A 26,283-nucleotide genomic window follows, 5' to 3' on the forward strand; every position below is an offset into this window, starting at 1 on the left:
TGTCGCCATGTCCGACGTCACCGAGGGGCGTGCCCCGCGAGAGCGCATGCCCGCCCTCTATCTCAGTCATGGCGCCCCGCCGCTGGCCGACGACCCGGTCTGGCCCGGCCAGCTGGCCGCCTGGTCCGCCGAACTGCCCCGCCCCAAGGCGATCCTGATGGTCTCCGCCCACTGGGAGGAGACCCCGCTGGCCCTCGGCGCGGTGGAGACCGTACCGCTCGTGTACGACTTCTGGGGCTTCCCCGAGCACTACTACCGGGTGCGATACGCGGCCCCCGGCGCCCCCCGGCTCGCCGAGTCCGTGCGCAAGCTGCTGCGCGCACCCGGCGTCCCCGTCCAGGACATCCCGGACCGCGGCCTCGACCACGGTGCCTACGTGCCCCTGGTCGAGATGTTCCCCGAGGCCGACATCCCCGTCCTGCAGATCTCGATGCCGACCCTCGATCCGGTGAGGCTGATGGACATCGGCCGCAAGCTGGCCCCCCTCCGTGACGAGGGCGTCCTGATCGTCGGCTCCGGATTCTTCACGCACAATCTGGCGGCGCTGCGGCAGGGCGGCGTCCCGTCCTGGTCGGCGGAGTTCGACGACTGGGGTCACCGGGCCCTGGACGCCCACGACTGGGACGCCCTGCTCGACTTCACCCGCAAGTCGCCGGCCGGCCTGCTGGCGCACCCCCGTACCGAGCACTTCGCCCCGCTGTTCGTGACGATGGGCGCGGCGGACGCGACCGGCGAGCTCGACGGCCAGAAGTCCGTGATCGACGGCTTCTGGATGGGGCTGGCGAAGCGGTCGGTGCAGTTCGGCTGAACCGGGCGGTGGCGGGGCGGGGTCACCGGCGGGGCCGCGTCGGGCGGCGTCGGGCGGCATCGGGGCTGAGCCGGGCCGCCGCCGGGTCAGAGCTCCTTCTCGTACCAGGCGACATCCCAGTAACGGCCGAACTTGCGGCCGACCTCCCGGTACGTGCCGACGTGCCGGAACCCGAAGCGTTCGTGCAGCCGCACGGACGCTTCGTTGGGTTGCGCGACGCCCGCGTAGGCGCGGTGCAGGTCCTCGCCGGCCAGCGCCTCGAAGAGTGCCTCGTACAGCAGCGTGCCGATGCCGCGGCCGCCCGCGTCGGGGGCGAGGTAGACGGACACCTCGACCGAGGTGACGTAGGCGGGCTTCGGGCGGAAGCCGCTGGAGGTGGCGTATCCCAGAATCCGTCCACCCCCTGCTTCCGGGTCCGTGTCCGTGGCAACCATCAGGCGGTGCGGACCGTCTTGCAGGTGGGAGAGCAGCCACGGACGGCGGTCCTCCGGAGTGAGGGCCACCGTGTCGAAGGTGATCGGCGTCTCGCGCACGTAGTGGTTGTAGATCTCGGTGAGGCCGGCGAGATCGCCCTCGGCTCCGGCCCTGACCTGCACATCTGTACGTTCTGACATCATCTGACCCCCAGCTGTGGCGGCACAGGGTACTGCATGATCAGAAAAATTGAGCAACGGGTTGGGAATTCTGTCCGGATTCCAGTCGTTGTTTCCTTCGGATGCCGGGCACTCGGATGAGTGGCCGAGCCGCCACCAGGATCCGCAAGCCCTCCCCCGAGTTCTCGGCCCCGGCTGGAGCAGGGGGTACCTCCATACGCAAGGGAGCACGCATGGCAACCCGTGCCGTCGCCCGTCGTCAGTCCGCCACCGGCGAGACCAGCGACGCGGCACGCAGTGTTCGCGCCGTAGGCGGCGAAATCGCCGACCGCGACCTGGTCGGCATGTACCTCGACGAGATCGCGCGCACACCCCTGCTCGACGCCGCCAAGGAAGTCGAGCTGTCCCAGACCATCGAGGCGGGTGTGTTCGCGCGGCAGATCATCGACGGCGAGGTGGATGCCCCCAAGGCGGACGCGACCCGTGAGGAACTGGACGCGCTCATCGTCGAGGGCGAGCGGGCCAAGGACGTCTTCATCCGCTCGAACCTGCGGCTGGTCGTCGCGGTGGCGCGCCGCTACCCCCGCAGCGGCCTTCCGCTGCTGGACCTGATCCAGGAGGGGAACGCGGGCCTGGTGCGCGCGGTCGAGAAGTTCGACTACCGCAAGGGCTTCAAGTTCTCCACGTACGCGACGTGGTGGATCCGTCAGGCCATCACCCGGTCCATAGCCGACCAGTCACGCACGATCCGTCTCCCCGTGCACCTCGTCGAGGAGCTGGGCCGGATCCGCCGTGTGCAGCGCGAGTTCAACCGGAAGAACGGCCGGGAGCCCGAGCACGCGGAGATCGCCGCCGAGCTGGACTCGACCCCGGCGCGCGTCGGCGACGTGCTGGACTGGGCCCGCGACCCGGTCTCGCTGAACATGGCGGTGGACGACGACGGCGACACCCAGTTCGGTGACCTCCTGGAGGACACCTCCGCCGTGTCGCCCGAGCAGTCGGTGCTGACGCTGCTGCGCAGCGAGGAGCTGGACGACCTGATCGGCCGCCTCGACCAGCGCACGGCCTCGATCATCAAGATGCGGTACGGCATCGACGACGGCCGCGAGCGCACGCTCACCGAGGTCGGCAAGGAGCACGGCCTCACCCGTGAGCGCATCCGCCAGATCGAGAAGCACGCGCTGCTCGAGCTGAAGAAGCTCGCTCGCGACACGGGCTTCGACGCGGCGGCGTGACGAGGTCCGCGTGACGGGGGCGGTGTGACGGGGCCGACGTGACGAGGGCGACGTAATGAGTACGTGCGGTTCGCGCGGTTCGTGCGGTTCATACCGTTCCGGTCCGCGTATGGTTCGTAGGGATCCGAAGCACCCGTCCGGTACGTCCGGGCGGGGCGGCCGATCCGTCACCGCTTGAGGTCGGCCATAACTCGACCGGACATGGCCATGTAACGCCGCTTCAAAACGCTGAGCTCGGGGCACAAGACCTCAGGGCCCAGGGTTCAGGGTCCCGGGGCGCAGGCCCCAGACCCCCCAGAACCGAGTCCCGACGCACTCCCCCCCCGCGCCGGGACTCTTCCAGAGCCGAGCTTCGGCGCCTCCCCCCCCTGGCGCCGGGGCTCGGCTCCATTTTTGTCGTCGTGTTCGTCGTCGTGCGGGGTCCTGCGCGGTCCGCGCTTACGGGGCCCCGGAGCGGTCGTCGGGGGAGGGCGGCGGGGGGCTCGGTTTTCGGGCAGGCCGACGGGCCACCCCGTACCTGAACCCCGGGGTGACCCGGATGGCAGAGTCTGCCACAAGGGCATAACCTGCCGACCGTGACCGGTACCGAACGCGCGGCCCGCGCCGCCGCCCGTGCCTCCGCCGCCCACGCAGGGAACTCCCCGTCGCGCGGCGCCGGCATCAACGCGAGCACCGGCCCTGGCGTCGGTACCCGCACGGATTCCGTACCTGGCGTCGGTACCCGCACCGAAACCGGACCGGGCGTCGGTACGGGCGCGGGCGCCGCTCTGTCGCTGACCGAGCGGCGGAAGGCCGCCACGCGGATGGAGATCGCCCGCGCCGCGGCGGAACTCTTCATGAGGCACGGCCTGCGGGCCACCCGCGCCGAGGACATCGCGCGCGCCGCCGGGGTCGCGCCGCGCACCTTCTACCGCTACTTCGCCGGCAAGGAGGAGGCACTCGGCCCGCTCTTCGCCGCGGGCGTCGAGAAGTGGGCCGAGGCGGTACGCGACGCCCCGGCCGGCCTGTCCGTCCCCGACGCGCTGCGCCACGCCGTCGTCCGGACCCTCACACCCGGTGTCGGGGTGCGGCCGGAGTCCATGGAATGGGTTCGCTCCCTCCTCCGCCTGGCCGACGGGAGCCCGGCCCTGCTCAGAGTGTGGGGCGAGGCGTGCCAGGGCGCGGAACGGACACTGGAGGGGGTGCTGGCGGCGCGGCTTTCCCAGCGGGGTGCCGCGAAGGGTGGTGCGCCGGGTGGCGAGGAGTCGGGTGGGGCCGCGCCGGACAGCGGTGCCGCAGGCAGTGACGGTGCCGATCGCGGCGGTGCGGCGGGTGATGCCGAGGCGGGGCGCGTGACGGCTCCCGGGATCCGGCTCAGTGCCGCGGTCGCCGGTGCGGCGGTGCGCGTCGCGGTGGAGACCTGGGCCGCCGGGGACGCCCCGGCCGACGGCCCCGCCGGACCGGCACCTCGCGCGCTGAGCAACCTCGAAGCGCTGCGTGACTTCCCCTGGGGCAGCGCCTGAACGACGCGCCCCCACCCGACTCCTCGACGGAGCGGACGGACCGGCGGACCGGCCCCGACGGAGCCGCACCGGGGGGATCGGCGCCTCGGCGTACCGCCGCGTACGTCACCCGATGACGGTGCCGAAGTCCTCCGTGCCACCCGTCGCCCGTGTCAGACGCTCGCCCAACTCCCTTATGTACCCGACCAGTTCCGGCGGCCGGTGGACCGTGAACTCGCAGTCGACCAGGGCGATCCGGACGGCCAGCCACTCCACCGAGTCACCGGCGGAGGACCGCAGCCGGCAGCTGTGCTCGTCGATCGGTTCGGGCGCGCCGAGCCAGTTGGGCAGCCGGGCCGCGACGAACGCGGCGGGCGCGGCGAAGGTGACCTCGAAGTCGTACGTCTCCTGACGCCGGTACATCGACTGCCGCAGATACTCCGCGGCGCTTCCCGTCGGCAGCTCGCGCGCTGTGAAACGGACGCCCGTCGCGAAGGGTTCGGTGATGCGGTCGACGCGGAACGTGCGCCAGTCGGAGCGGTCGAGGTCGTACGCCACGAGGTACCAGCGACGGCCGGTGGAGACGAGCCGGTAGGGCTCGGCCTGCCGCCGCGACGGTGTTCCGTCCCCGGAGCGGTAGGCGAACCGCAGCCGTTCGCGGCCGGCCACCGACGAGGCGATCACGGTCAGTGTCTCGGGTGCGATGCTCGCCCCGTCCCCGCTGGTCAGCGGGGTGGTCGCGGCCTGCAGCGTGGACACGCGGTGCCGTAGCCGGGACGGCAGCACCTGCTCCAGTTTGGCGAGGGCCCGTACGGAGGCCTCGTCCACGCCCTCGACCGCGTGCCCGGCGCCCGCCCGCAGCCCCACCGCGATGGCCACCGCCTCCTCGTCGTCGAGCACCAGCGGGGGCATCGCCTTGCCCGCCACCAGCCGGTACCCGCCGTCGGCGCCCTTCGTCGCCTGCACCGGATACCCCAGCTCGCGGAGCCGGTCGATGTCGCGGCGGACGGTACGCCGGGACACCCCGAGCCGTTCGGACAGCTCACCGCCGGGCCATTCGCGGGGCGTCTGGAGGAGGGAGAGCAGCTGGAGAAGCCGGGCCGGCGTGTCCGTCGTCATGTTTCCCAGAGTGCCGCAGATCTAGGACATGACCTGACCTAATGGGGGCCTACCTTCTTCTCATGACCTCCACCGACACCCCTTCCAGCGGCGCGGCCGAGCAGGCGCGCGGTTCGGCCGGCGCGGCCGACCGGCGGCGCTGGTTCGCACTGGCCATCGTGATGACCGCGGCCTTCATGGACCTCGTCGACGTCACGATCGTCAACATCGCCATCCCGTCGATCCAGCGGGACGAGGGCGCCTCGTTCAGCCAGATCCAGTGGATCACGGCCGGCTACGCGCTGGCCTTCGCCGCCGGCCTCATCACGGGTGGACGGCTCGGCGACATATACGGCCGCAAGCGGGTCTTCCTCCTCGGCATAGGCGGATTCACGGTCGCCTCGGCGCTGTGCGGCTTCGCCGCGAACCCGGAGATGCTCGTCGCCTCGCGGATCCTGCAGGGTGGCATGGCCGCGATGATGGTGCCGCAGGTGCTGTCGATCGTGCACGCCACCTTCCCGGCGCACGAGCGGGGGAAGGTCTTCGGTCTCTTCGGCGCGATCGTCGGTCTGGGAGCCGTGTCCGGTCCGCTCCTCGGCGCGCTGCTCACCGAGTGGAACCTGTTCGGCCTGGAGTGGCGGCCGATCTTCCTCATCAACCTGCCGGTGGGTGTCGCCGCGCTGATCCTGGGACGACGCTTCATCAGCGAGTCCAAGGCGCCGAAAGCCCTCAAGCTCGACCTCGTCGGCGTGGCTCTCGTGACGCTGGCCCTGCTGATGCTGCTCTACCCGCTGACCCGCGGGCGGGAGCTGGGCTGGCCGCTGTGGGGGTACGCGTCGATGGCCGGCTCCCTCGTCGTCTTCGCGGCGCTGGTGGCGTACGAGAGGCGGAAGGCCGCGCGGGACGGTTCGCCGCTGGTCGAGCTGTCGCTGTTCAAGGTGAAGAGCTTCGCCGCGGGCATCGCCGTACAGACCGTCTTCGGGGTCGGCCTCGGCATCTTCTTCCTGGTCTGGACGCTGTACATGCAGGTCGGTCTGGGCTGGACCCCGCTGCGGGCGGGGCTGACCGGGGTGCCGTTCTCGATCGCGGTCTCGGCCGCGGCCGGTATGTCGGTGCAGCTGCTCGTCCCGCGTTTCGGGCGCAAGGTGCTCCAGGCGGGCGCGCTGATCATGGGGGTCGGCGTACTGCTCTACATCTGGGAGTCCGACCGGTACGGCATGTCCATCGCCTCCTGGCAGATGGCCCTTCCGCTGGTCGTGATGGGCGCGGGCATGGGCTTCATCGTGGCCCCGCTGACCGACGCGGTGCTGTCGGAGGTTCCGCGCGAGCACTCCGGTTCGGCGTCCGGGCTCATCAACACCGTGCAGCAGATGGGCAACGCGCTCGGCCTCGGACTGGTCTCGGTGCTCTTCTTCGGCCAGATCGCCGACCGGCTCACCCTGGTCCAGGTGGGCCCGGCCTTCGTGAACGCCTTCCAGTACGCGTTGGGCTGGGTCGCGGCGGTCATGGCGGTCATCTTCCTCCTGATGTTCGCCTTGCCGAAGCGGCCGGCGCAGCATGTGGAGGGGGCGGGGGAGGAGTCCGCCGAGGAGGGGCCCGCCGGGGAGGAGTCCCCGTCCGCGGGGCGGGACGGCGTGCGGGACGGCGCGCAGGACAGGGTGCGCTCGTCGGAGGACGCCGCGGTGTCCGACGGTGGGCCGGTGCTGACGGGCTGATCTCCCGAGGCTCGGGGGCGAGCGGTCCCCGAGGGGCCGGTGCCCAGGCCAGTCATGTGCCCGCTCTCCGCCGGTGGAGGGCGGGCACAGGCCGTTCGTGCGGGCGGTGCGGGCGGTGCGAGCGGCTCGGTGGCTCGGGGCGGCGCGGGCGGCACGAGTGGCCGAGCGGGCTGAGGTGGATGCCTGTTTGTGTCCGTCCCACGTCCGAACCTGTTTACTTTCCGGAAATCCGGGCGTAGCCTCCGACTGAAACCACAGATTCGGGCATCAGTCGGAGGCGAACGGACATGTACGCACCGGAGCGGCAGCAGGAGATCCTCCGGCTGGCTCGTGACGGCGGCCGGGTGGACGTGCTGTCGCTGGCCGAGGAGTTCCAGGTGACCGCGGAGACCATCCGGCGTGACCTGAAGACCCTCGACCGCGCGGGTCTCGTGCGGCGGGTGCACGGCGGTGCCATACCCGCCGGGCGCCTGGACTTCGAACCCGATCTCGCCGAGCGCGAGTCCACCGCGGCCGACGAGAAGGACCGCATCGCCCTGGCCGCCGTCGCCGAACTGCCCGGCGAGGGCACGGTGATCCTCGACGCGGGCAGCACGGTCGCCCGCCTCGCCGGCGACCTCCCGCTCGAGGCGACGCTCACCGTCGTCACCCACAGCCTGCCGATCGCGGCCCGCCTCGCGGACCATCCCGGCATCCAGCTCCACCTGGTCGGCGGACGCGTCCGGCACCGTACGCGCGCCGCGGTGGACGCGTGGGCGCTGCGGGCCTACGGCGAGATCCGCGCCGACGTCCTGTTCATCGCCGCCAACGGCTTCTCCGCCGAGCACGGACTGACCACCCCCGACCTCGCCGAGGCCGCCGTGAAGCGCGCGGCCGTCCAGGCGGCGCGCCGGGTGGTGCTGCTCGCCGACTCCTCCAAGCACGGCCAGGAGCACTTCGCCCGCTTCGGCGACCTGAGTGACGTGGACCTGCTGATCACCGACACCGGTCTGAGCCCGGAAGACGCCACCGACATCGAGCGCGGCGGCACGGAAGTAGTACGCGCATGATCCTCACCGTCACCCCGAACCCCTCCCTCGACCGCACGTACGAGGTCCCCTCGCTGGACCGCGGTGAGGTCAACCGGGCCACCGGTGAGCGCATGGACCCGGGCGGCAAGGGCGTGAACGTCTCCCGCGCGGTCGCCGCGGCCGGGCGGCGCACGATCGCCGTACTGCCCCTGGGCGGCGCGCCCGGCGCACTCGTCGCCGAGCTGCTGGACGCGCAGGGCATCGAGGTCGCCCCGGTCCCGGTCGCGGGAGCCACCCGGTCGAACATCTCGGTCGCCGAACCCGACGGCACCCTGACGAAGATCAACGCGCCCGGCCCCGAACTCTCCCCCGCCGAGGCCGAGTCGCTGCTGGAGACGGTGCGTCAGCAGTACCGTTCCGGCGACACCGACTGGATCACCTGCTGCGGCAGCCTGCCGCGCGGACTCGGTCCCTCCTGGTACGCCGACCTCGTCGCCCGTGCCCACGCGGCAGGTGCCCGGATCGCCCTGGACACCTCGGGGCCGGCGCTGCTCGCGGCGTTGCGCGAGCGGCCCGACGTGGTGAAGCCCAACGCCGAGGAGCTCGCGGAAGCCGTCGGGCGTCCCCTGACCACCGTGGGCGACGCGGTCAAGGCCGCCGAGGAACTGCGCGAGATGGGCGCGGGTGCCGTGCTCGCGAGCCTCGGCGCGGACGGGCAACTGCTCGTGGACGCCTCGGGAGCCTGGTTCGGCAGCGCCCGGGTGGACGCCGTACGCAGCAACGTGGGCGCCGGTGACTCCTCGCTCGCCGGTTTCCTGATCGCCGGCGGCCGTGGCCCGGAAGCCCTCGCCTCCGCCGTCGCCCACGGTGCCGCCGCCGTGCAGCTGCCCGGCAGCGTCATGCCGGGACCCGCCGATCTCGACCCCGCCGGCGTGACCGTCACGACGGAGATCCCCGTGGACCGCGTCCTCACGGAGCCGGTGTCATGACGGACACCGCCGCCGCGGGCGCGGCCACGCGCCGGGGCGCGCTCCCCGGACCGGTCCCGGAGACGTCGAGCCGCCGCGGTCCGGTCCCGAAGACGCCTCCCGAACGGGCGCTGATGTGGCGGGACTTCCACGGTCCCACCCACGGCGCCGGCCTCGCGGATCCCGTGCATCCCGCGGATCCGGCAGGTCCGGCGGATCCCGCAGGCCTCGCAGGCCCCGTAGGTCCCGCCATCCCCGCACCTCCGGAGTCCTCCGCGTGCGGCACCACCGTCCTCACCCCCGTCCCCGTCCTCACCCCCGTCCCCACCCCCGCCCGCTCCCCACGGGCGATACGCGTGCGAAGGAGCCCGCGATGAGCGAGATGATCACCGCGGACCTGGTCGATCTCGACCTGTCCGCCGAGACCAAAGAGGCGGCGGCACGCGCCCTCGCCGAGCGCATGGTTGCCAAGGGCCGGGTCACCGACCTGGACGGCTTCCTCGCCGACGTGGCCGCCCGCGAGGCGCAGATGCCGACCGGTCTCGACGGCGGCATCGGCATCCCGCACTGCCGGAGCGAACACGTCACCGAGCCGACGCTCGCCTTCGGACGCAGTGCCGCCGGGATCGACTTCGGGGCGCCGGACGGGCCCGCCGACCTGATCTTCCTGATCGCCGCTCCGGCGGGCGCCGACGACGCGCATCTGACGATCCTGTCGTCGCTGGCGCGCCAGCTCATGAACGCCGAGTTCACCTCCGCGCTGCGGGCCGTGGACGACGCGACGGCAGCCGCCGCGCTCATCCGCGGCGAGGAGCCCCCGGCGGCCACGGCTGCCGGCGCGGCCGCGTCCCCGGCAACGACCGAGGCCACCGAGGCCACCGAGGCAACCGAGGCGGCCGAGGGTTCCCAGGACTCCGTGGCGGTGTCGGCGGCGGCCTCCGCCGACACCGCCACGGGCACCACCGGCGAGCGTCCGTTCCGGATCGTCGCCGTCACCTCCTGCCCCACCGGTATCGCGCACACCTACATGGCGGCCGAGTCGCTGGAGAACGCGGGCCGCGCGGCGGGCGTCGAACTCGTCGTCGAGACACAGGGCTCGGCCGGATTCACCCGGCTCGACCCGGCGGTCGTCGCGGCCGCGGACGGCGTGATCTTCGCGCACGACGTGCCCGTACGGGACAAGGACCGGTTCGCCGGGAAGCCGACCGTGGACGTCGGTGTGAAGGCGGGCATCAACCGGCCCACCGAGCTGATCTCCGAGGTCCGCGGCAAGGCGGAGCGCGGCGAGGTCACCGCGGGCTCCGCACCGGGCGCGCCGATGGAGCGCGCCGGTGCCTCCGGTGAGGGCTACGGCACCATGCTCCGCAAGTGGCTGATGTCCGGCGTGAGTTACATGGTCCCGTTCGTCGCGGCCGGCGGTCTGCTGATCGCCCTCGGGTTCGCGATCGGCGGCTACCAGATCAACAAGGCGCCGTCGGTGATGGACCACTTCGTGTGGACCCAGGCGGACAGCTGGGGCGCGCTGCTCTTCCAGATCGGCGGCGTCTCCTTCGGGTTCCTCGTCCCGGTGCTGGCGGGCTACATCGCGTACGGCATGGCGGACCGGCCGGGTCTCGTGCCCGGCTTCGTCGGCGGGGCGATCTCCCTCACCATCAACGCCGGCTTCCTCGGCGGCCTGGCCGCCGGTCTCATCGCCGGTGGTGTGGTGATCGGGATCCAGAAGGTGAGGATCCCGGCGGCCCTGCGCGGCATCATGCCGGTGGTGGTGATCCCGCTGATCTCCGCGGCGATCGTCGGGTTCCTGATGTTCGTGGTCATCGGCAAGCCCATCGCCTCCGCGCAGAAGGGCATGACCGACTGGCTCAACGGCCTGACCGGCTCCAACGCCGTCCTGCTCGGCGCGCTGCTCGGCCTGATGATGTGCTTCGACCTCGGCGGCCCGGTCAACAAGGTCGCGTACACCTTCGCCACCGCCGGTATCGCGGTCGCGAGCCCCAGCGACTCGGCCATGAAGATCATGGCGGCCGTGATGGCGGCCGGTATGGTGCCGCCGCTCGCCATGGCCCTCGCCACGACGGTGCGCGGCCGGCTCTTCACCCAGACCGAGCGTGAGAACGGCAAGGCGGCCTGGGTCCTGGGCGCCTCCTTCATCTCGGAGGGCGCGATCCCGTTCGCGGCCGCCGACCCGCTGCGCGTCATTCCCTCCGCCATGGCGGGCGGCGCGGTCACCGGAGCCCTGTCGATGATCTTCGGCGCCACGCTGCGGGCCCCGCACGGTGGCATCTTCGTGGTCCCGCTGATCGGCAACCCGTTCCTCTACCTGATCGCGATCGCGGCCGGTGTCTGTGTCACCACCGCGCTGGTGGTCGTCCTGAAGGGCATGCGGAAGCAGGCTTCCGCCGACGCGGACGCCGGTGTCGCGGACGCTCCCATAGCGGCGAAGGCCGACACCACGGAGCCGGTCGCGGCCTGAGACGCGCCGCCGTCCGCCCGCCCGATTGGTGCGGTGGTGAGCCGTTCACCGCTCCTGCGAGAGATCAGCCCCTTCGGGGCATCTGCGATATACGTCACGGTCCGGGGCCAAGCCCCGGACCGTGGTGTCTACTGGTGCGTATGCCTGAGCATGTATCGATCTCCCAGCTGATAGGAGTGGCGGTCCTCGCCCTCCTGACCGTCGTCTGGGCCATCGGTCTGATCCGTCTGGTGCGCCGGGCCCGCGCCGCGGGCGTCCTGCGGCCCCGCGGAGCCGTGCTGCGGGCGATTCCCCACCAGCGGCGCACCGGCCCCGTCGCCGAGTCCGTCGAGCTCACCCCCGAGGAGCGCGCCGCGTTCGCGGGCCTGGTACGTCAGTTCAGCAACAGCCGCCCGTAGAAGGCGTGCTGCGCGCCGCTGGACCGCAACCGCGTCCCCTGCGACACCGGACCGCACCCGGACGCCGGGCCTCATCCGCACCGAGTCCTGTCAGTCCAGTGGTGCCGGCCGAGTCGTCTCGGCAGGCGTGTCAGCCGAGTCGCGCTGCCCGGCGTTCCATCGCGGCGCGGGCCGCTTCCTCCGTGGGGTAGACCTCGCACATGTGCCGCCCGTCCGGCGTCGCCGTGTGCTCGACCTCCCACAGGGAGATCTCCCGGCCGTCGCGGAGCAGGAACGCGTGCTCGTAGAGCGAGAAGCACAGGCCTGCCTGGCCCGCCCGGCAGGGGCGGCCGAAGGCCTGGGTGATCTGGTGCGCGAACGCGGTCCGCAGCAGCAGCGTCGCCAGGTCGGGACCCGGCCGGTCCGCGTTCTCCGCGCGCCGCAGCAGCCGCCGCGCGTGGTCCGCCGAGTCGTCGGGCACGTACGCGTGCCGCGGCTCGGGGATCGGGGACGGACTGGCCGTCACCGGCAGCTCGAAGTCCGGCGCGTCCGGCGGCAGCGGCAGCCGCGCCGTGGCCGCGCGCAGCTCCTCCTCGTCGACGTACACCTCGTGCTGCGGCTCGCTTCCCGGCGCCGTGTTGTGCACGAGCTCCCACAGCGTGACCGCGGAGCCGTCGGCGAGCAGCCAGGTGTGCCGGTACGTCTCGCGGTGCAGACCCGCGCTGTGGTGCGCGGAGTGCAGCGAACTGTCGTGCGCCAGCGCGCAGTCGAGCCGACGTATCGCCTCGTCGGGCAGTTCGAAGGAGTTCAGGGCACGGCCGAGGAGTCGCGCGAGGTGCTCCTCCGGAGACTCGGGCGACTCGGGTGGTTCGTACGCTGCTGTCTCGTACGGAACGCTCAAGGTTTCTCCCGGCGTTGCTGCATGTCACCTTGTGGGTGCATACCGTAGCCCCTCGGTCCGACATCATTCCTGGGAACCGAGAAAACGTACGGACACAAAAACGAGCGGGCCGCGCGGCGAGTTCCCACGCGGCCCGCTTCGGTGTCAACGGCGCCCCGTCAGGCGGTACTTCCCGCGGTCCACGCGCTCCACGACATGTTCCAGCCGTTCAGACCGTTGTCGGGCGCGACCGTCTTGTCGGGCGAGTTCTTCACCGTCACGACATCCCCGACGAGGGAGTTGTCGAAGAACCACTTGGCGGTCGTGTCCCCCTGCGCGCCCTGCACGTCGGCCATTCCCACACAGCCGTGGCTGGTGCCCTGCCGGCCGAAGGGCGGATTCCCGCGGTTGTACCAGTAGTTGCCGTGGACGAAGGTGCCCGAGGTCGTCAGGCGCATCGCGTGCGGCACGTCCGGGATGTCGTACTCGCCGCCGTAGCCCACCGTCGAGCCGTTCATCCGCGTCTGCGTGAACTTCTCGGAGATCACCATCTGCCCGTTGTACGTCGTGTGCTCCGGGCTGCCGGCCGAGATCGGCACCGACTTGAGGGTCCTGCCGTCCCGCACCACCGTCATGGTCTGCGTGTTGACGTCGACCGTGGAGACCTGCGAGCGACCGACCGTGAAGGTGACCGTCTTCTTCTGCACGCCGAAGACGCCGTTCGCCCCCTCGATGCCGTCCAGGTCGATCTTCATCGTCACCTTGGAGCCGGCCTTCCAGTACTGCTCGGGCCGGAAGTCGAGCCGCTGCGCGCCGAACCAGTGCCCGACCACCTGCTGCCCGCTGCTGGAAGTGACGCTGATGTGCGACTGCACGGCCTTCTGCTTGCTGATCGCCTTGTCGAAGGTGAAGGAGACCGGCATCCCGACGCCGACCGTGCTGCCGTTGTCGGGCGTGTACGTCCCGATGAAGCTGTTGCTCGAAGAGACCGTCGTGAAAATGGAGTTGGCGGCCGCCGTGCGCCCGCTCCCGTCCTTCGCGGTGGCCGAGATCTGGTACTTCGTCCCGCGCTCCAGCTGTGCCTTGGGCTGCCAGCTGCCGCCGTCGGCGGTTATCGCCCCCGGTACGGCGGCCCCGCTCCCCGACACCGTCATCTTCACGTCCGTCAGCTTGCCGTCGCTGACCTTCACGCCGGTCGCGTTGATGGACGCGCTCGTCGAACCGTCCTTGGCCGAGATGACGATCTTCGCCGTGGACGTCTTGGCCGAGCCGCTGCCGTTCTTGCCACCCTTGCCGTCGGTGTCGGCGCTGGCGTTGCCGCCGCAGGCGGTGAGGGCGAGGGCGCCGACCATCAGGGCGGCACAGGCCCCCAGTGCGCGCCGCGCTGCTGAGTTCGGCGTATTCACGGGCTTCTCCAGTTCCTTGTGGTGTGGGTGATCCGCTCCGGTGCGTGGGGAAAGAGCGCGCCGTGAAGAGAAGGGTTCCCACGATCTCCGCCTGTCGCCGTCCGGTGACAGAACCAGGACAATCGCCCCTCTGGTGGGCGCCCCCACGCCACCGGCCAGCGGCCAGCGGCCCACCGTCCAGGGGTTGTCGGCCACCGGCCGCGAGGCACCGGCCGGCGGTCGTCGGCCACCGGTCATTGACTACCGGCTCCCGTACAACTCCTCGTACGACGGCCACATCCCGCCCGGACCGTCCACCGGCCCGGCGGCCCGTACGGCCCGCACGATCGCCCGTGTCACCAGATCCGCGCCGGCCGCCAGGATCTCGTTGAGCGCGAGGGGGTTCCCGGCGTCGAGCGGCCGGACGCCGGTGGCCAGCGCGAACACCGTGTCCCCGTCGTTCAGCAGATGCACCGGCCGTACCGCGCGGGCGATGCCGTCATGTGCCGTCCCGGCGAGCTTGTGCGCCTGTGCCCGGGTGAGGGCGGCGTCGGTCGCGACGACGGCGAGCGTCGTGTTCAGCGGCGGCGGCGCGCTCTTCGCGGCGGCCTCGGCAAGGCGGTTCCGGGCCGCCTCGTGGACCCCGGCCGGGGGATACTCCACCCGGCCGCCCCCCAGCAACTCCCCGTACAGCGCTCCCGTCCCCGGATCCACGGCCGATCCCGCAGCGTTGGCCACCACCAGCGCGGCCACCGTGATCCCCGAGTCGAGCACGGCGCTCGCCGACCCGACCCCGCCCTTCACGGTCCCGACCGTCGCCCCCGTGCCGGCGCCCACGCACCCCTCCGCCACCGGAGCGCCCGGTCCGCTCGCGTCGGCCGCCTCGACCGCGGCCCGGCCCGTGGCCGCGTCCGGCCGTGCCCGGAAGTCGCCGCCGCGGCCCAGGTCGAAGACACAGGCGGCGGGCACCACCGGCACGACGTGCGCCGGATCGACGCCCACTCGCACGCCGCGGCCCCGCTCCTCCAGCCAGGCCATCACCCCGGACGCGGAGTCCAGCCCGTACGCGCTGCCGCCGGTCAGGACGACCGCCTCGACCTTCTGCACCATGTTGCGCGGGTCGAGCGCGTCGGTCTCCTTGGTACCGGGTCCACCGCCGCGCACGTCGACGGCCGCGACGGCGCCGCCCGGGGGAGCGAGCACCACGGTGGTGCCGGTGAGCCAACCGCCGCCGGTGCGTGTCGCGTGCCCCACGCGCAGCCCCGCGACATCTGTCAGAGCGTCAACTGTCATGGGTCCAGTGTTTCCCCCGCCCCGCCCTCGGCGCTCCCCTCTCCTCTCCCCTCCTCTCCACCCAGCGCTTCCTCCGCGCTACCCGGGCTCGCCCACTCGGTCATCCACCGACTCGCCCGCCCGCCGGTACTTCCCTCTACCCCTCTGCACCACTGCCCGTTTGCCCATCGACCCGTCGGTCGGGCGGGCCCGCCCGTTTGTCCATCGCCCCCGACCGCCCGTGCCCGAGCCGCTCGACCGGCCCCTACACGGCCCCCGCCGTCTCTCGTCTCTCCGGTCCGGTCGTCCGCGCCGTCAGGATCACGCCCACCGCCACCGTCAGGGCCGCCACGATTCCCGCCACGAGCACCGCCCACTCGCCCAGGAAGGTGCACAGGATCACCAGCAACGCGGCCGTCGGCAGCACCAGTTGCTGTGCGGTGCCCACCTTGAAGTGGCGCGCGTGCAGGAGCCACACCATGAGGAAGTACAGCGCCGTCGGCAGTGTCACCGCGGCGGACGCGGCGAGCGTCGAGATGTGTGCCTTGCCGACCGCCTGCTCGACCGCGACCTCCAGACCCGCGCCGATCGCGGCCGCCGACGAGAAGATCAGATAGTGGCCGTACCCCCACAGGAACGACTGTCTGTTGGACCGCAGGAAGCCGTGGATGGGCACCGCGAAGTAGATCCACCAGGCGGCGAAGACGATCAGCAGTCCGCCCACGGCGATCGGCATCAGGTGGCCCAGCGCGTCGTGCTCGTCCACGCCCGTCTTCACGGCGACCGTGGCCGCGGAGATCGACTCACCCAGCACGATGATCGTGAACAGGCCGAACCGCTCGGAGATGTGGTGCGCGTGCCACGAGGTGACGTAGTCCTTCTCCGCGTACAGCGGGACGCACATCTCCAGGGGTGCCATCACCAGGAACACCCAGGCGCGGGCGGACTCCGGCAGGACCACCAGTCCGAGCCAGCCGACCTGGCACAGCAGCACGCCGGCCGCGTAGCGCAGCGCCATCGTTCTCTCGGCGCCCTCGCTGGAGCGCGCCGCTCGCAGCCACTGGGTGATCAGAGCGAACCGCATGATCACGTAGCCGAGCCAGACGGCCACGAAGACGTGGTCCTCGAACGCCCGCGACACCCCGGCGGCGAGCACCAGCACACCGGCGATCTGCACCAGCGTGACCACTCGGAAGAGCACGTCGTCGTTGTCGTACGCCGAGGCGAACCACGTGAAGTTCATCCACGCCCACCAGATGGCGAAAAAGACCATCACGTAGTTGAGGATGCCCTTGCCTGCGTGGCCCTCGGCCATGGAGTGCATCAGCTCGGCGCCGGCCTGGGCGATCGCCACGACGAAGCACAGGTCGAAGAAGAGCTCCAGCGGCGTCGCGACCCGGTGCGCCTCCTCCCGGCCCCGGGCGGTCATCCTGCGCAGGGGCCCGAGCCGGGACGGGTCGGGCGGCGGTGCGGATTCGGAAGCGGAACTGGACGTCATGCGGCCAAGCACAGCAGATAAGAACCCGGAACGCCCACGCCGGGGGCCTGATCTCCCGGTTGTGGCGCGAGGGGCCGGCACGCCCTCGGCGTACCCTGGACGCATGAGTGACACCCCCGCGCCCGAACCGCGCGATGCTCCGGAACCGCGCACCGAGGCGTCCGGGGAGGTACGCCCCGCCCCCCGGAAGCCGACGCTGGTCTTCGACGACCCGCTGAGCCGGCAGTCCTCCGACGACACGGACCGGGGATGGGGCGAGGGGTCGCGCAACGACGCCGACAGCGCGGCCGACCTGAAGCGCTTCCTCGACGAGAAGCCGCCCCACCACATCTGAGCCGGGCGGCGGGGCCGACGGACGCGACCCCCACCCCCTGGCGACCGGCCCCCGCCCGGTCCCCACTGTGACGACAGCCCGCGTCGGGACAGCCCGCGTCGGGACAGCCCGCGTCGGGACAGCCCCCGTCGGGACAGCCCGCGTCGGGACAGGCCTCGTCGGAACAGGCCTAGTCGGGCCGCTGTCCCGAACCGCGCTGAGCCAGCAGGGCGTCGCGGATCTCCTTGAGCACCTGCAGCTCGGACACCTCGACGATCTCCTGCCTGCCCTCCTTGGCCTTCTGGCGGGCCGCCTGCCGGGCCAGGAACTTCGACATCGGCAGGACCATCAGGAAGTAGACGACGGCCGCGGTGATCACGAAGCTGAGCGTGGAGCCCAGCACCGAGCCCCACAGGATCCGGACCCCCCTGGCGGTGTCCCCGCTGCCCTTGCACGGATCCTTCAGGCAGTAGCTGTAACTGTCGAGGTTCTTCGTGCCGATCGCGCCCACCAGGGGGTTGATGATGCCCTTCACCACCGAGTTGACGATGTTGGTGAAGGCCGCTCCGATGACCACCGCGACGGCCAGATCGATGACATTGCCCCGCATGAGAAAGGCCTTGAAGCCCTCCCAGACGCCGGGTTGCTGCTTCTCGCTCACCAAGAGGCCCCTCTGCACAAGTTGTGGAACAAACAGCTCCGCAACCTACGTCAGGGCATGCAGGAGCTGTCCAATTCCGTAGCTCCCGTGTGGGACTTGACACCGATTCGATATCCCGCGGAGTCCTCAGCACAGGGTCACCGCCAGCCGTGAGGTGATGCCCGCGCCCGCCAGCCGTGCCGCGGTGGGCCGGGGCACGGACAGCACGACCAGCGCACCGGGTTCCGTACCGCCGGAGTCCGGCACCGCGCTCACCCGGGCCCCGGCGGCGACCACGCGCCCCTGACCGCGGCCGTCCGCCGCGACCACGTCGACACGGTCCCCCGGCCTGAGCAGCCGCACCGTGGCCGCGTCGGCGATCCGCACCGGTGCCGCCACCATCTCGACCCCGCCGGGTCCCCGCACGGAACCGGAAGCGGAACCGGAAGGTGAAGAGGACGAGGCGGAGGAAGCGGACCCGGGTGTGGACAGGAGCGAGGACGAGGCCGGGGGCGGGGTCGAGGACGCCGGGTGGCCGCGCGCCCGATCCGCGACCCGGGGGCCGGCCGCCACGAGGGCCGCCGCCGTGACCGCGAGACCCGCGGCCACGGCCCGCCGCCGGTGCCGGGTGAGGCGCCGCAGCCGATACCGGCCGCCGCGCACGCGAACGGGCGGGAACTGCGGCACTTCGCAGGTCGGAGGCGCCTCCACACCCGGCGGAGGCGGGTCGTCCACGTCGTACGGGTCCATGGGCGGGTCCATGGGCGGGCCCACGCAGAGGCCGACTGGACGCCTCACGGGGACCTGCGCGTCCCAGGGGAGGACGGGAGCCGTGGGGAGCGGGCGGGTGGACGGGGAGCGCTGGACCATGGGGAACCACCACCTGTGACGAGGGACCGGGCTTGCGATCCCACGATGAGGCTTCGCGGCGGATCCCGTCGGAGCCGGTGGATCACCGACCGGTTGTGGACAACTCCCTCACCCGAACGAGGAGTTCCGCACGCCCCGGCCGGTCTGCGCGCCGGTCCGTACCCGCCTCGCCCCGTCCCGCCCGCCGACCGTCAGGGCAGCTCGAACCCCGGGTCCATGCCCCCCATCGCCGTCGTGCACAGGCAGTCCCGCGTTCCGTTCCCCGGCAGACCCGCCACCACGTCGAACAGCACGCCCCGCAGCCGGTCCACGTTGGCCGCGAACACCTTGAGGACGTCGTCGTGCGAGACGCCCTCGCCTGCCTCCGCGCCCGCGTCCAGGTCGGTGACGAGGGTCAACGACGTGTAGCAGAGCTCGAGTTCACGGGCGAGCGCGGCCTCGGGATGGCCGGTCATGCCCACCACGGACCAGCCCTGCGCCTGATGCCACAGCGACTCGGCGCGGGTGGAGAACCGCGGCCCCTCGACCACCACGAGCGTGCCGCCGTCCACCGGCTCCCAGTCCCGCCCGCGCGCCGCCTCCAGAGCGGCCTTGCGGCCGACGGGGCAGTAGGGGTCGGCCAGCGACACGTGCACCACGTTCGGCACCGTGCCGTCCGGCAGCGGCAGTCCGTCGAAGTACGTCTGCGCCCGCGCCTTCGTCCGGTCGACCAGCTGGTCCGGCACGAGCAGCGTCCCCGGCCCGTACTCGGGGCGCAGACCGCCCACCGCGCAGGGCCCGAGGATCTGCCGGGCGCCGACGGAGCGCAGCGCCCACAGGTTGGCCCGGTAGTTGATGCGGTGCGGCGGCAGATGGTGACCGCGGCCGTGGCGCGGCAGGAAGGCGACCCGTCGCCCGGCGACCTCGCCGAGGAACAGGGAGTCGCTGGGCGGCCCGTAAGGGGTGTCCACCTGTATCTCGGTCACGTCGTCGAGGAAGGAGTAGAAGCCCGAGCCGCCGATGACGCCGATCTCGGCCGCGGCCGGCGGCTGCTCCCCGGCAGGGTTCAGTGGATTCTCCGTGTTCGCCATGGACCGCACCCTAACCGGGCCCGGGACACACCGAAGACCCTGCCGTCGGCTGACGACAGGGTCCGGTACGCATCGCGTCCCGCGTGCGGACTACGCGGCGGAGCTGCTGGACGAACCGCTGCCCGACGACTTCGACTCCGAGGACGACGACGAGGTCGTCGAAGACGAGGACGACGCCGGTGAGGACGACGCCGGTGAGGACGTCGACGGCTTGGACGCCGGCGAGCTGGTCGACGAGGAGCCGCGGCTGTCATTGCGGTAGAAGCCGGAGCCCTTGAAGACAATGCCGACGGCAGAGAACACCTTCTTCAGGCGGCCACCGCAGTTGGGGCACTCGGTCAGGGCATCGTCGGTGAACTTCTGCACCGCCTCGAGGCCCTCGCCGCACTCGGTGCACTGGTACTGGTAGGTCGGCACTTGTCTTCCTCCTGGCACTCTCACTCAGTGAGTGCTAACGACGGTCCATAGTGACGTATTCCGAGAGATCAGTCCACTGTCACCGGCACTCGGTGACCGACGCCACGTGCGACGGTGCGCCCGGCGGGTCGTGTCGCGAGCCGTGAACGCAGGGCCACCAGGGTGACCAGGGCCAGGGCCGTACCGCCCATCGGCACCAGGAATCCGGCGCCGTCCCACAGGCGGTCCTCCATCTGCCCGGCCACGGTGACGGCCGCGGCCTGGCCGAGGGCGACGGCACCGGTCAGCCAGGTGAAGGCCTCGGTGCGGGCGCCGGCCGGCACCAGCCCCTCGACCAGCGTGTAGCCGGTGATCAGGGCCGGAGCGATGCACATGCCGACCAGGAGTCCGATGCCGATGAGCACGGCCACCGAGTGGGCGGCCCACAGCCCGGACGCGGTGAGGGTGAGGGCGGCGTACCCGATGACGAGGCGGCGCCGCGGGGCCACCTTCCAGGCGATGGCACCGCAGACGACGCCCGAGAGCATGTTGCCGGCGGCGAAGACCCCGTACAGGACGCCGTTCATGCCGGGCTCGCCGATGGACTCGCTGAACGCGGCGAGCGAGACCTGCATGCCGCCGAAGACGGAGCCGATGCCCAGGAAGGTCACGATCAGTACGCGCACTCCGGGGATCCGCAGCGCGGAACCGTGCTCCACGCGCGCGTGCCCCTCGCGGGCGGTGGCGGGCTGGGTGCTCTTCTGCGCGGCGAAGAGGAGGCCGCCGACCAGGGTCAGCCCGGCCTCGGTCAGCAGGCCCGCGGCCGGGTGCACGGTGGTGCACAGGGCGGTCGCGACCAGCGGGCCGAGGACGAAGGTCAGCTCGTCCGTGACGGACTCGAAGGCCGCCGCGGTGCTCATCAGGGGCGAGTCCTGGAGTTTCACGCCCCAGCGGGCGCGCACCATGGGCCCGATCTGGGGCACCGAGGCGCCGGTCGGCACGGCGGCGAGGAAAAGAGCCCACAGGGGGGCGTCCGACAGGGCCAGGGCGGTCAGGCAGAGGGCGGCCAGGACGTGCACCAGGACGCCGGGCAGCAGGACGGCCCGCTGCCCGTGACGGTCGGCGAGACGGCCGGTGAAGGGCGCGAACAGCGCCATGGAGACGCCGGTGGCCGCGGCGACGGCGCCGGCGGCCCCGTACGAGCCGGTGGTGTGCTGGACGAGGAGCACGAGGGAGATGGTCAGCATCGCGAACGGCTGGCGCGCCGCGAAGCCGGGAAGCAGGAACGTCCAGGCGCCGCGGGTGCGCAGCAGCTGTCCGTACCCGGGGCGGGAGGTGACCGTGGATGCCACGGCCCGTGCCTTTCTGCCGCCTGGTAGCGCGCCCGTGCGGGGGCGCCGAGAGCTGTCCTCTTGCGCGGAACTGCGGTAGATGCCGCGCCGCCCCCTGCAAGGGCACCACGACCGCCATACGGTCGCGCCAGCTCTGCGTCAGGCAGAGTTGGTTCGATCAAAGTATGCCTTCATGGTACAGGGGGAGAGGCGTGCGGTGCCTGTGAAAGCGAGCACCACCGCGCCACTCGCCTGTGAATGCGCAACGGGGTGGATTTCCGCGGTCTCAGCGTCCGCGTCCGCCGCCCAGAGGGCCCAGCCAGTCCGCCAGCTTGCCGCCCTGGCCCACCGCGCGCAGCCGTCGCTCGGCCGCGTCGCGGACCGGGTCGGTGGCCACCACCAGCAGCTCGTCGCCGCGCCGCAGCACCGTCGTGGGCAGCGGTACGAAGGAGGTCCCCTCGCGTACGACGAGGGTGACGGCGGCGCCCGCGGGCAGCCGCAGCTCGGCCACCTCGACGCCGTGCATGCGCGACCCCTTGGGGATGGCCACGGACAGCAGATGCCCCCGCAGCCGCTCCAGGGGCGCCGATTCGATGCCCAGGTCGGCGGGGCCCGTGGACCCGCCCAGCCGCAGCGTGCGGGCCAGCCAGGGCAGCGTGGGTCCCTGGATGAGGGTGTAGACGACGACCAGGACGAAGACGATGTTGAAGATCCGGCGGCTCTCCTCGATGCCGCTCACCATCGGGATGGTCGCCAGGATGATGGGCACGGCGCCGCGCAGCCCCGCCCAGGACATCAGCGTCTGCTCCTGCCAGGGGATGCGGAAGGGCAGTAGGGCGGTGAAGACGCTCAGGGGCCGGGCCACCACGGTCAGCGCCAGGCCGATGACGAGCGCGGGCCAGATGTCGTCGCCCATCTCGTGCGGTGTGACCAGCAGGCCGAGCAGCACGAACATGCCGATCTGCGCGATCCAGCCGAGCCCCTCGGCGAAGCCCCGGGTGGCGGGCCAGTGCGGCAGTTTGGCGTTGCCGAGCATCATCGAGGCGAGGTACACGGCGAGGAAGCCGCTGCCGTGGGCGAGGGCGCCGGCCGCGTAGGCGGTGACGGCGATCGCCATCACGGCGATCGGGTAGAGGCCGGAGGCGGGCAGCGCCACGTGCCGCAGCCCCCAGGAGCCGAGCCAGCCGACCGCGAGGCCCATGGCCGCGCCGATGGCCAGCTCCAGGGCTATCTCTCCCACCAGCACGTACCAGTGCTCCACGGGGCCCGCCGTGCTGAACGCGACGACGAGGATGACCACCGGGGCGTCGTTGAACCCCGACTCGGCCTCCAGGACGGCCGTCACGCGGGAGGGGAGGGGGACCTTGCGCAGCACCGAGAAGACCGCCGCCGCGTCCGTCGAGGACACCACCGCGCCGATGATGAGCGCCTGTCGCCACTCCAGGTCGATCAGGTAGTGGGCGGCGGTGGCCGTGACCCCCACGCTCACCGCGACGCCGGCCAGCGCCAGCGAGGTGGCGGCGGGCAGGACCGGTTTGATCTCCTTCCACTTCGTGCCGAGGCCGCCCTCGGCCAGGATCACGACCAGGGCCGCGTATCCGATGACCTGGGTCAGCTCGGCGTTGCTGAAGTGGATGTCGCCGACGCCGTCCTGGCCCATGGCCATGCCGATGCCCAGGTAGACGAGCAGGCTGGGGAGCCCGCTGCGCGAGGAGATCCGAACCGCTGCCACCGCGACGAGCAGAACGAGCGAGCAGACGAGCAAGAGCTGGTTGAGGTGGTGGACAGTCAGCGGCCGTTCCCTTCTCGCCGATCCGGGCACGGGATCCGAGCATGTCGATCCGGGCGCCGGAAGTCGGTACAGCGGTCCAAGTACTTCGTTACCTTACCTAACTCTTGACGCTTTCTTGACGCTCCCGGGGCCGAGATCAAACGCTCGGCCGTCCGGGTACCCGACTCCGCGTCAAGGCGCGGTGGGCCCTGCGCCTATGGTTGCTCCAGCACTCCAGGACCGCCTGCCGCTCGCGTTAGGACAGCAAGGACAGCGATGCCCCCGAACACGACCGCCTCTTCCGGCCAGAAGCCCGGCAAGTCCGGCAGGAAGAAGGGGCGCCGCGCCCGTCTGATCCTGATCGTCCTGGTTCTGGCCCTGATCGGGGGCGTGGCCTACGGCGGGTACTGGGGAGTCAGCACCGTCCGCGCCTCCTTCCCGCAGACCAAGGGCTCCCTCACGCTCGAAGGGCTCTCGGGGCCCGTCGACGTGAAGCGCGACGGCTACGGCATCCCGCAGATCTACGCCTCCTCCGACGCGGACCTGTTCATGGCCCAGGGCTACGTGCAGGCGCAGGACCGGTTCTACGAGATGGACGTGCGCCGGCACATGACCTCGGGCCGGCTGTCCGAGATGTTCGGCAAGGGCCAGGTCAAGAACGACGAGTTCCTGCGCACGCTGGGCTGGAACCGGGTCGCCAAGGAGGAGTACGACACCAAGCTGTCGGCCTCCACGAAGAAGTACCTGCAGGCGTACGCCAAGGGAGTCAACGCCTACCTGAAGGGCAAGGACGGCAAGGACATCTCCCTGGAGTACGCGGCCCTCGGCTTCACCAACGACTACAAGCCCCAGGAGTGGACCCCGGTCGACTCGGTGGCCTGGCTCAAGGCGATGGCCTGGGACCTGCGCGGCAACATGCAGGAGGAGATCGACCGCTCCCTGATGACCAGCCGCCTGGGCCCGAAGCAGATCGCCGACCTGTACCCGGAGTACCCGTACGACCGGAACAAGACCATCACCCAGGAGGGTGCGTACGACAGCGTCACGCAGTCGTACGTCCAGAACGGCTCGACCACCACCGGCGGCACCGGGCAGTCGACGGCGGGCACCGGGCTGGCCGGCGACACGACGGCGCCCGGCGGTCTGCAGAGCCAGCTCTCCAAGCTCTACGACGTCCTCGACGACGTGCCCACGGCCGTCGGGGTGAACGGCAACGGCATCGGCTCCAACTCGTGGGTCGTGTCGGGCGAGCGCACCATCACCGGCAAGCCGCTGCTGGCCAACGACCCGCACCTGTCGGCCTCGCTGCCCTCCGTCTGGTACCAGATGGGCCTGCACTGCACCGCGGTCTCCAGCAAGTGCCCGTACGACGTCTCCGGCTACACCTTCGCGGGCATGCCCGGCGTGATAATCGGCCACAACCAGAACATCGCCTGGGGCATGACCAACTCCGGGGTCGACGTCACCGACCTCTACCTGGAGAAGATCACCGGCGACGGGTACCAGTACGACGGCAAGGTGAAGCCCTTCACCACCCGCAAGGAAACGATCAAGATCGCGGGCGGTGGCAGCAAGACGATCGTCGTGCGCACCACCAACAACGGACCGCTGCTGTCCGACCGTGACGACGAGCTGGTCAAGGTCGGCAAGAAGGCCACCGTCGACGCCGCGGCGCCCGACCGCGGCGACGGCTACGCCATCGCGCTGCGCTGGACCGCCCTGGACCCCGGCACCTCCATGGATGCCGTCTTCCGGATCGACAAGGCGTCGGGCTGGGACGAGTTCCGCAAGGCGGCCGAGTCCTTCGAGGTGCCCTCGCAGAACCTGATCTACGCCGACGGCAAGGGCCCCAAGGGCCACATCGGCTACCAGCTGCCCGGCAAGATCCCGACCCGCCCCAAGGGCGACGACGGTTCGCTCCCCTCGCCCGGCTGGGACCCCAAGTACAGGTGGACCGGCTACATCAAGCCGTCCGAACTGCCCTACGAGTTCGACCCGAGGCGCGGCTACATCGTCACCGCCAACCAGGCCGTCGTCGACAAGGACAAGTACCCCTACACGCTCACCACGGACTGGGGCTACGGTGCGCGCAGCCAGCGGATCACCGATCTGATCACGACGAAGACCGACGGCGGCGGCAAGATCTCGACCGACGACATGCGGCAGATGCAGCTCGACAACAGCAGCGAGATCGCCAAGCTGATCGTGCCCAAGCTGCTCAAGCTGGACATCGCCGACAAGAACGTCCGCGAGACGCAGAAGCTCCTGGAGGGCTGGGACTACACCCAGGACGCCGACTCCGCGGCGGCCGCGTACTTCAACGCGGTCTGGCGCAACATCCTCAAGCTGGCCTTCGGCAACAAGCTGCCCAAGGAGCTGCGGGTCAAGGGCCAGTGCCTGTACGTCGACCCGGTCGACACCACCGGTCCGGCGGACGGCGACCGGAAGGTGCTCGAGTGCGGTCAGCGCGACGCCGACCAGGCACAGCCGGACGGTGGCGACCGCTGGTTCGAGGTCGTCCGCAAGATCATCGACGATGAGCACAACGACTGGTGGAAGGCGCCCAAGACGCGCCTCGACAAGGCGATCGACACCCGTGACGAGCTGTTCGTACGGGCCATGAAGGACGCCCGCTGGGAGCTGACCGCCAAGCTCGGCAAGGACCTCGACACCTGGAGCTGGGGCCGGCTGCACCGCCTGTTCCTGAAGAACCAGACCCTGGGCACCGAGGGCCCCTCCTTCCTGAAGTACATGCTCAACCGCGGCCCCTGGAAGCTCAGTGGCGGCGAGGCGACGGTCAACGCGACCGGCTGGAACGCCGCGGGCGGCTACGGAGTGGTGTGGGTGCCGTCGATGCGGATGGTGGTCAACCTCGACGACCTCGACAAGTCGAAGTGGATCAACCTCTCCGGAGCGTCCGGGCACGCCTACAGCGCGCACTACACCGACCAGACGGACAAGTGGGCCGAGGGCGAGCTGCTGCCGTGGGCCTTCTCGGCGAAGGCGGTCGACAAGAGCACGAGGGACACCCTGGTGCTCAAGCCGTGAGGCACTGACGGCATCCGCGCAAAGGGCCCTCCACGCACGCGTGGAGGGCCC

22 protein-coding genes are annotated in these 26,283 nt (G+C 71.4%); 10 read left to right on the top strand and 12 right to left on the bottom strand.

Going from position 1 to position 26,283, the window contains the following annotated elements; genetic code table 11:
• Window positions 1–46: 46 nt before the first annotated feature.
• The gene (locus OG199_RS24220; protein WP_405834656.1) at window positions 47–808 is read left to right on the top strand and encodes a dioxygenase; all 762 of its coding nucleotides are present in this window, start codon (window positions 47–49) and stop codon (window positions 806–808) included.
• An 86-nt stretch (window positions 809–894) separates the two neighbouring features.
• On the opposite strand, the gene OG199_RS24225 is transcribed toward OG199_RS24220, so the two are convergent.
• A complete protein-coding gene (locus OG199_RS24225) occupies window positions 895–1,425 on the bottom strand; it encodes a GNAT family N-acetyltransferase (RefSeq protein ID WP_405831236.1) in 531 nt (176 codons plus the stop codon).
• A gap of 209 nt (window positions 1,426–1,634) precedes the next feature.
• On the opposite strand from OG199_RS24225, the gene OG199_RS24230 reads away from it, so the two are divergent.
• Both OG199_RS24230 and OG199_RS24235 read left to right on the top strand, forming a co-directional pair.
• The gene (locus OG199_RS24230) at window positions 1,635–2,636 is read left to right on the top strand and encodes a sigma-70 family RNA polymerase sigma factor (RefSeq protein WP_356797631.1); all 1,002 of its coding nucleotides are present in this window, start codon (window positions 1,635–1,637) and stop codon (window positions 2,634–2,636) included.
• Between the two features lie 767 nt (window positions 2,637–3,403).
• On the top strand, window positions 3,404–4,138 hold the full coding sequence (locus OG199_RS24235) for a TetR family transcriptional regulator (protein WP_405834658.1): 735 nt from the start codon (window positions 3,404–3,406) through the stop codon (window positions 4,136–4,138).
• A 105-nt stretch (window positions 4,139–4,243) separates the two neighbouring features.
• Here the strand turns inward: OG199_RS24235 and OG199_RS24240 are convergent, their stop codons facing one another.
• The gene (locus OG199_RS24240) at window positions 4,244–5,236 is read right to left on the bottom strand and encodes a YafY family protein (protein ID WP_356797629.1); all 993 of its coding nucleotides are present in this window, start codon (window positions 5,234–5,236) and stop codon (window positions 4,244–4,246) included.
• A gap of 62 nt (window positions 5,237–5,298) precedes the next feature.
• On the opposite strand from OG199_RS24240, the gene OG199_RS24245 reads away from it, so the two are divergent.
• The 5 genes from OG199_RS24245 to OG199_RS24265 all read left to right on the top strand — a co-directional run bounded on the left by OG199_RS24245 (window position 5,299) and on the right by OG199_RS24265 (window position 11,779).
• The gene (locus OG199_RS24245) at window positions 5,299–6,930 is read left to right on the top strand and encodes an MFS transporter (protein ID WP_405831239.1); all 1,632 of its coding nucleotides are present in this window, start codon (window positions 5,299–5,301) and stop codon (window positions 6,928–6,930) included.
• A 287-nt stretch (window positions 6,931–7,217) separates the two neighbouring features.
• Complete coding sequence (locus OG199_RS24250) at window positions 7,218–7,979, top strand: DeoR/GlpR family DNA-binding transcription regulator (RefSeq protein ID WP_168528595.1); 762 nt, start codon at window positions 7,218–7,220, stop codon at window positions 7,977–7,979.
• Window positions 7,976–8,929, top strand: coding sequence for a 1-phosphofructokinase (gene pfkB / locus OG199_RS24255; protein WP_401800593.1), 954 nt, complete (start codon window positions 7,976–7,978; stop codon window positions 8,927–8,929). The genes OG199_RS24250 and pfkB overlap by 4 nt, the downstream gene beginning before the upstream one ends.
• A 352-nt stretch (window positions 8,930–9,281) precedes the next feature.
• Window positions 9,282–11,381: a fructose-specific PTS transporter subunit EIIC gene (locus OG199_RS24260; protein WP_401800599.1), complete on the top strand. Its 2,100-nt coding sequence runs from the start codon at window positions 9,282–9,284 to the stop codon at window positions 11,379–11,381.
• A 140-nt stretch (window positions 11,382–11,521) separates the two neighbouring features.
• The gene (locus OG199_RS24265) at window positions 11,522–11,779 is read left to right on the top strand and encodes a hypothetical protein (protein ID WP_356805795.1); all 258 of its coding nucleotides are present in this window, start codon (window positions 11,522–11,524) and stop codon (window positions 11,777–11,779) included.
• Window positions 11,780–11,909: 130 nt separating this feature from the next.
• On the opposite strand, the gene OG199_RS24270 is transcribed toward OG199_RS24265, so the two are convergent.
• From OG199_RS24270 to OG199_RS24285, 4 genes are all read right to left on the bottom strand, one after another.
• On the bottom strand, window positions 11,910–12,659 hold the full coding sequence (locus tag OG199_RS24270) for a DUF6227 family protein (RefSeq protein ID WP_401800602.1): 750 nt from the start codon (window positions 12,657–12,659) through the stop codon (window positions 11,910–11,912).
• Between the two features lie 158 nt (window positions 12,660–12,817).
• Window positions 12,818–14,044 (bottom strand): Ig-like domain-containing protein, encoded by a 1,227-nt coding sequence (locus tag OG199_RS24275; RefSeq protein ID WP_401800604.1) that lies wholly within the window; start codon window positions 14,042–14,044, stop codon window positions 12,818–12,820.
• A gap of 240 nt (window positions 14,045–14,284) precedes the next feature.
• Complete coding sequence (locus tag OG199_RS24280) at window positions 14,285–15,316, bottom strand: P1 family peptidase (RefSeq protein ID WP_405831243.1); 1,032 nt, start codon at window positions 15,314–15,316, stop codon at window positions 14,285–14,287.
• 244 nt (window positions 15,317–15,560) lie between these two features.
• The gene (locus tag OG199_RS24285; RefSeq protein ID WP_405831245.1) at window positions 15,561–16,793 is read right to left on the bottom strand and encodes a low temperature requirement protein A; all 1,233 of its coding nucleotides are present in this window, start codon (window positions 16,791–16,793) and stop codon (window positions 15,561–15,563) included.
• A 103-nt stretch (window positions 16,794–16,896) separates the two neighbouring features.
• Here OG199_RS24285 and OG199_RS24290 point away from each other — a divergent pair, with 103 nt between their 5' ends.
• Window positions 16,897–17,127 (top strand): hypothetical protein, encoded by a 231-nt coding sequence (locus OG199_RS24290; protein WP_405831246.1) that lies wholly within the window; start codon window positions 16,897–16,899, stop codon window positions 17,125–17,127.
• Window positions 17,128–17,296: 169 nt separating this feature from the next.
• On the opposite strand, the gene mscL is transcribed toward OG199_RS24290, so the two are convergent.
• The 6 genes from mscL to OG199_RS24320 form a co-directional block, all read right to left on the bottom strand.
• Window positions 17,297–17,767: a large conductance mechanosensitive channel protein MscL gene (mscL, locus tag OG199_RS24295; RefSeq protein ID WP_401800612.1), complete on the bottom strand. Its 471-nt coding sequence runs from the start codon at window positions 17,765–17,767 to the stop codon at window positions 17,297–17,299.
• Window positions 17,768–17,893: 126 nt separating this feature from the next.
• Window positions 17,894–18,496, bottom strand: coding sequence for a hypothetical protein (locus OG199_RS24300; RefSeq protein WP_405831248.1), 603 nt, complete (start codon window positions 18,494–18,496; stop codon window positions 17,894–17,896).
• A gap of 311 nt (window positions 18,497–18,807) precedes the next feature.
• The gene (locus OG199_RS24305; protein WP_405831250.1) at window positions 18,808–19,686 is read right to left on the bottom strand and encodes an S-methyl-5'-thioadenosine phosphorylase; all 879 of its coding nucleotides are present in this window, start codon (window positions 19,684–19,686) and stop codon (window positions 18,808–18,810) included.
• A gap of 90 nt (window positions 19,687–19,776) precedes the next feature.
• The gene (locus OG199_RS24310; RefSeq protein ID WP_405831252.1) at window positions 19,777–20,103 is read right to left on the bottom strand and encodes an FmdB family zinc ribbon protein; all 327 of its coding nucleotides are present in this window, start codon (window positions 20,101–20,103) and stop codon (window positions 19,777–19,779) included.
• A gap of 68 nt (window positions 20,104–20,171) precedes the next feature.
• Complete coding sequence (locus OG199_RS24315) at window positions 20,172–21,434, bottom strand: MFS transporter (protein WP_405831254.1); 1,263 nt, start codon at window positions 21,432–21,434, stop codon at window positions 20,172–20,174.
• Window positions 21,435–21,699: 265 nt separating this feature from the next.
• Window positions 21,700–23,235 (bottom strand): potassium/proton antiporter, encoded by a 1,536-nt coding sequence (locus tag OG199_RS24320; RefSeq protein WP_356805814.1) that lies wholly within the window; start codon window positions 23,233–23,235, stop codon window positions 21,700–21,702.
• Window positions 23,236–23,460: 225 nt separating this feature from the next.
• Between OG199_RS24320 and OG199_RS24325 the strand changes: the two genes are divergently transcribed.
• Entirely contained in the window at window positions 23,461–26,232 is a 2,772-nt protein-coding gene (locus OG199_RS24325; protein ID WP_405831256.1) for a penicillin acylase family protein, read from the top strand.
• The last annotated feature ends 51 nt before the right edge of the window (window positions 26,233–26,283 follow it).

The organism is Streptomyces sp. NBC_01176 (assembly GCF_045039825.1).
GTDB lineage: Bacteria > Actinomycetota > Actinomycetes > Streptomycetales > Streptomycetaceae > Streptomyces.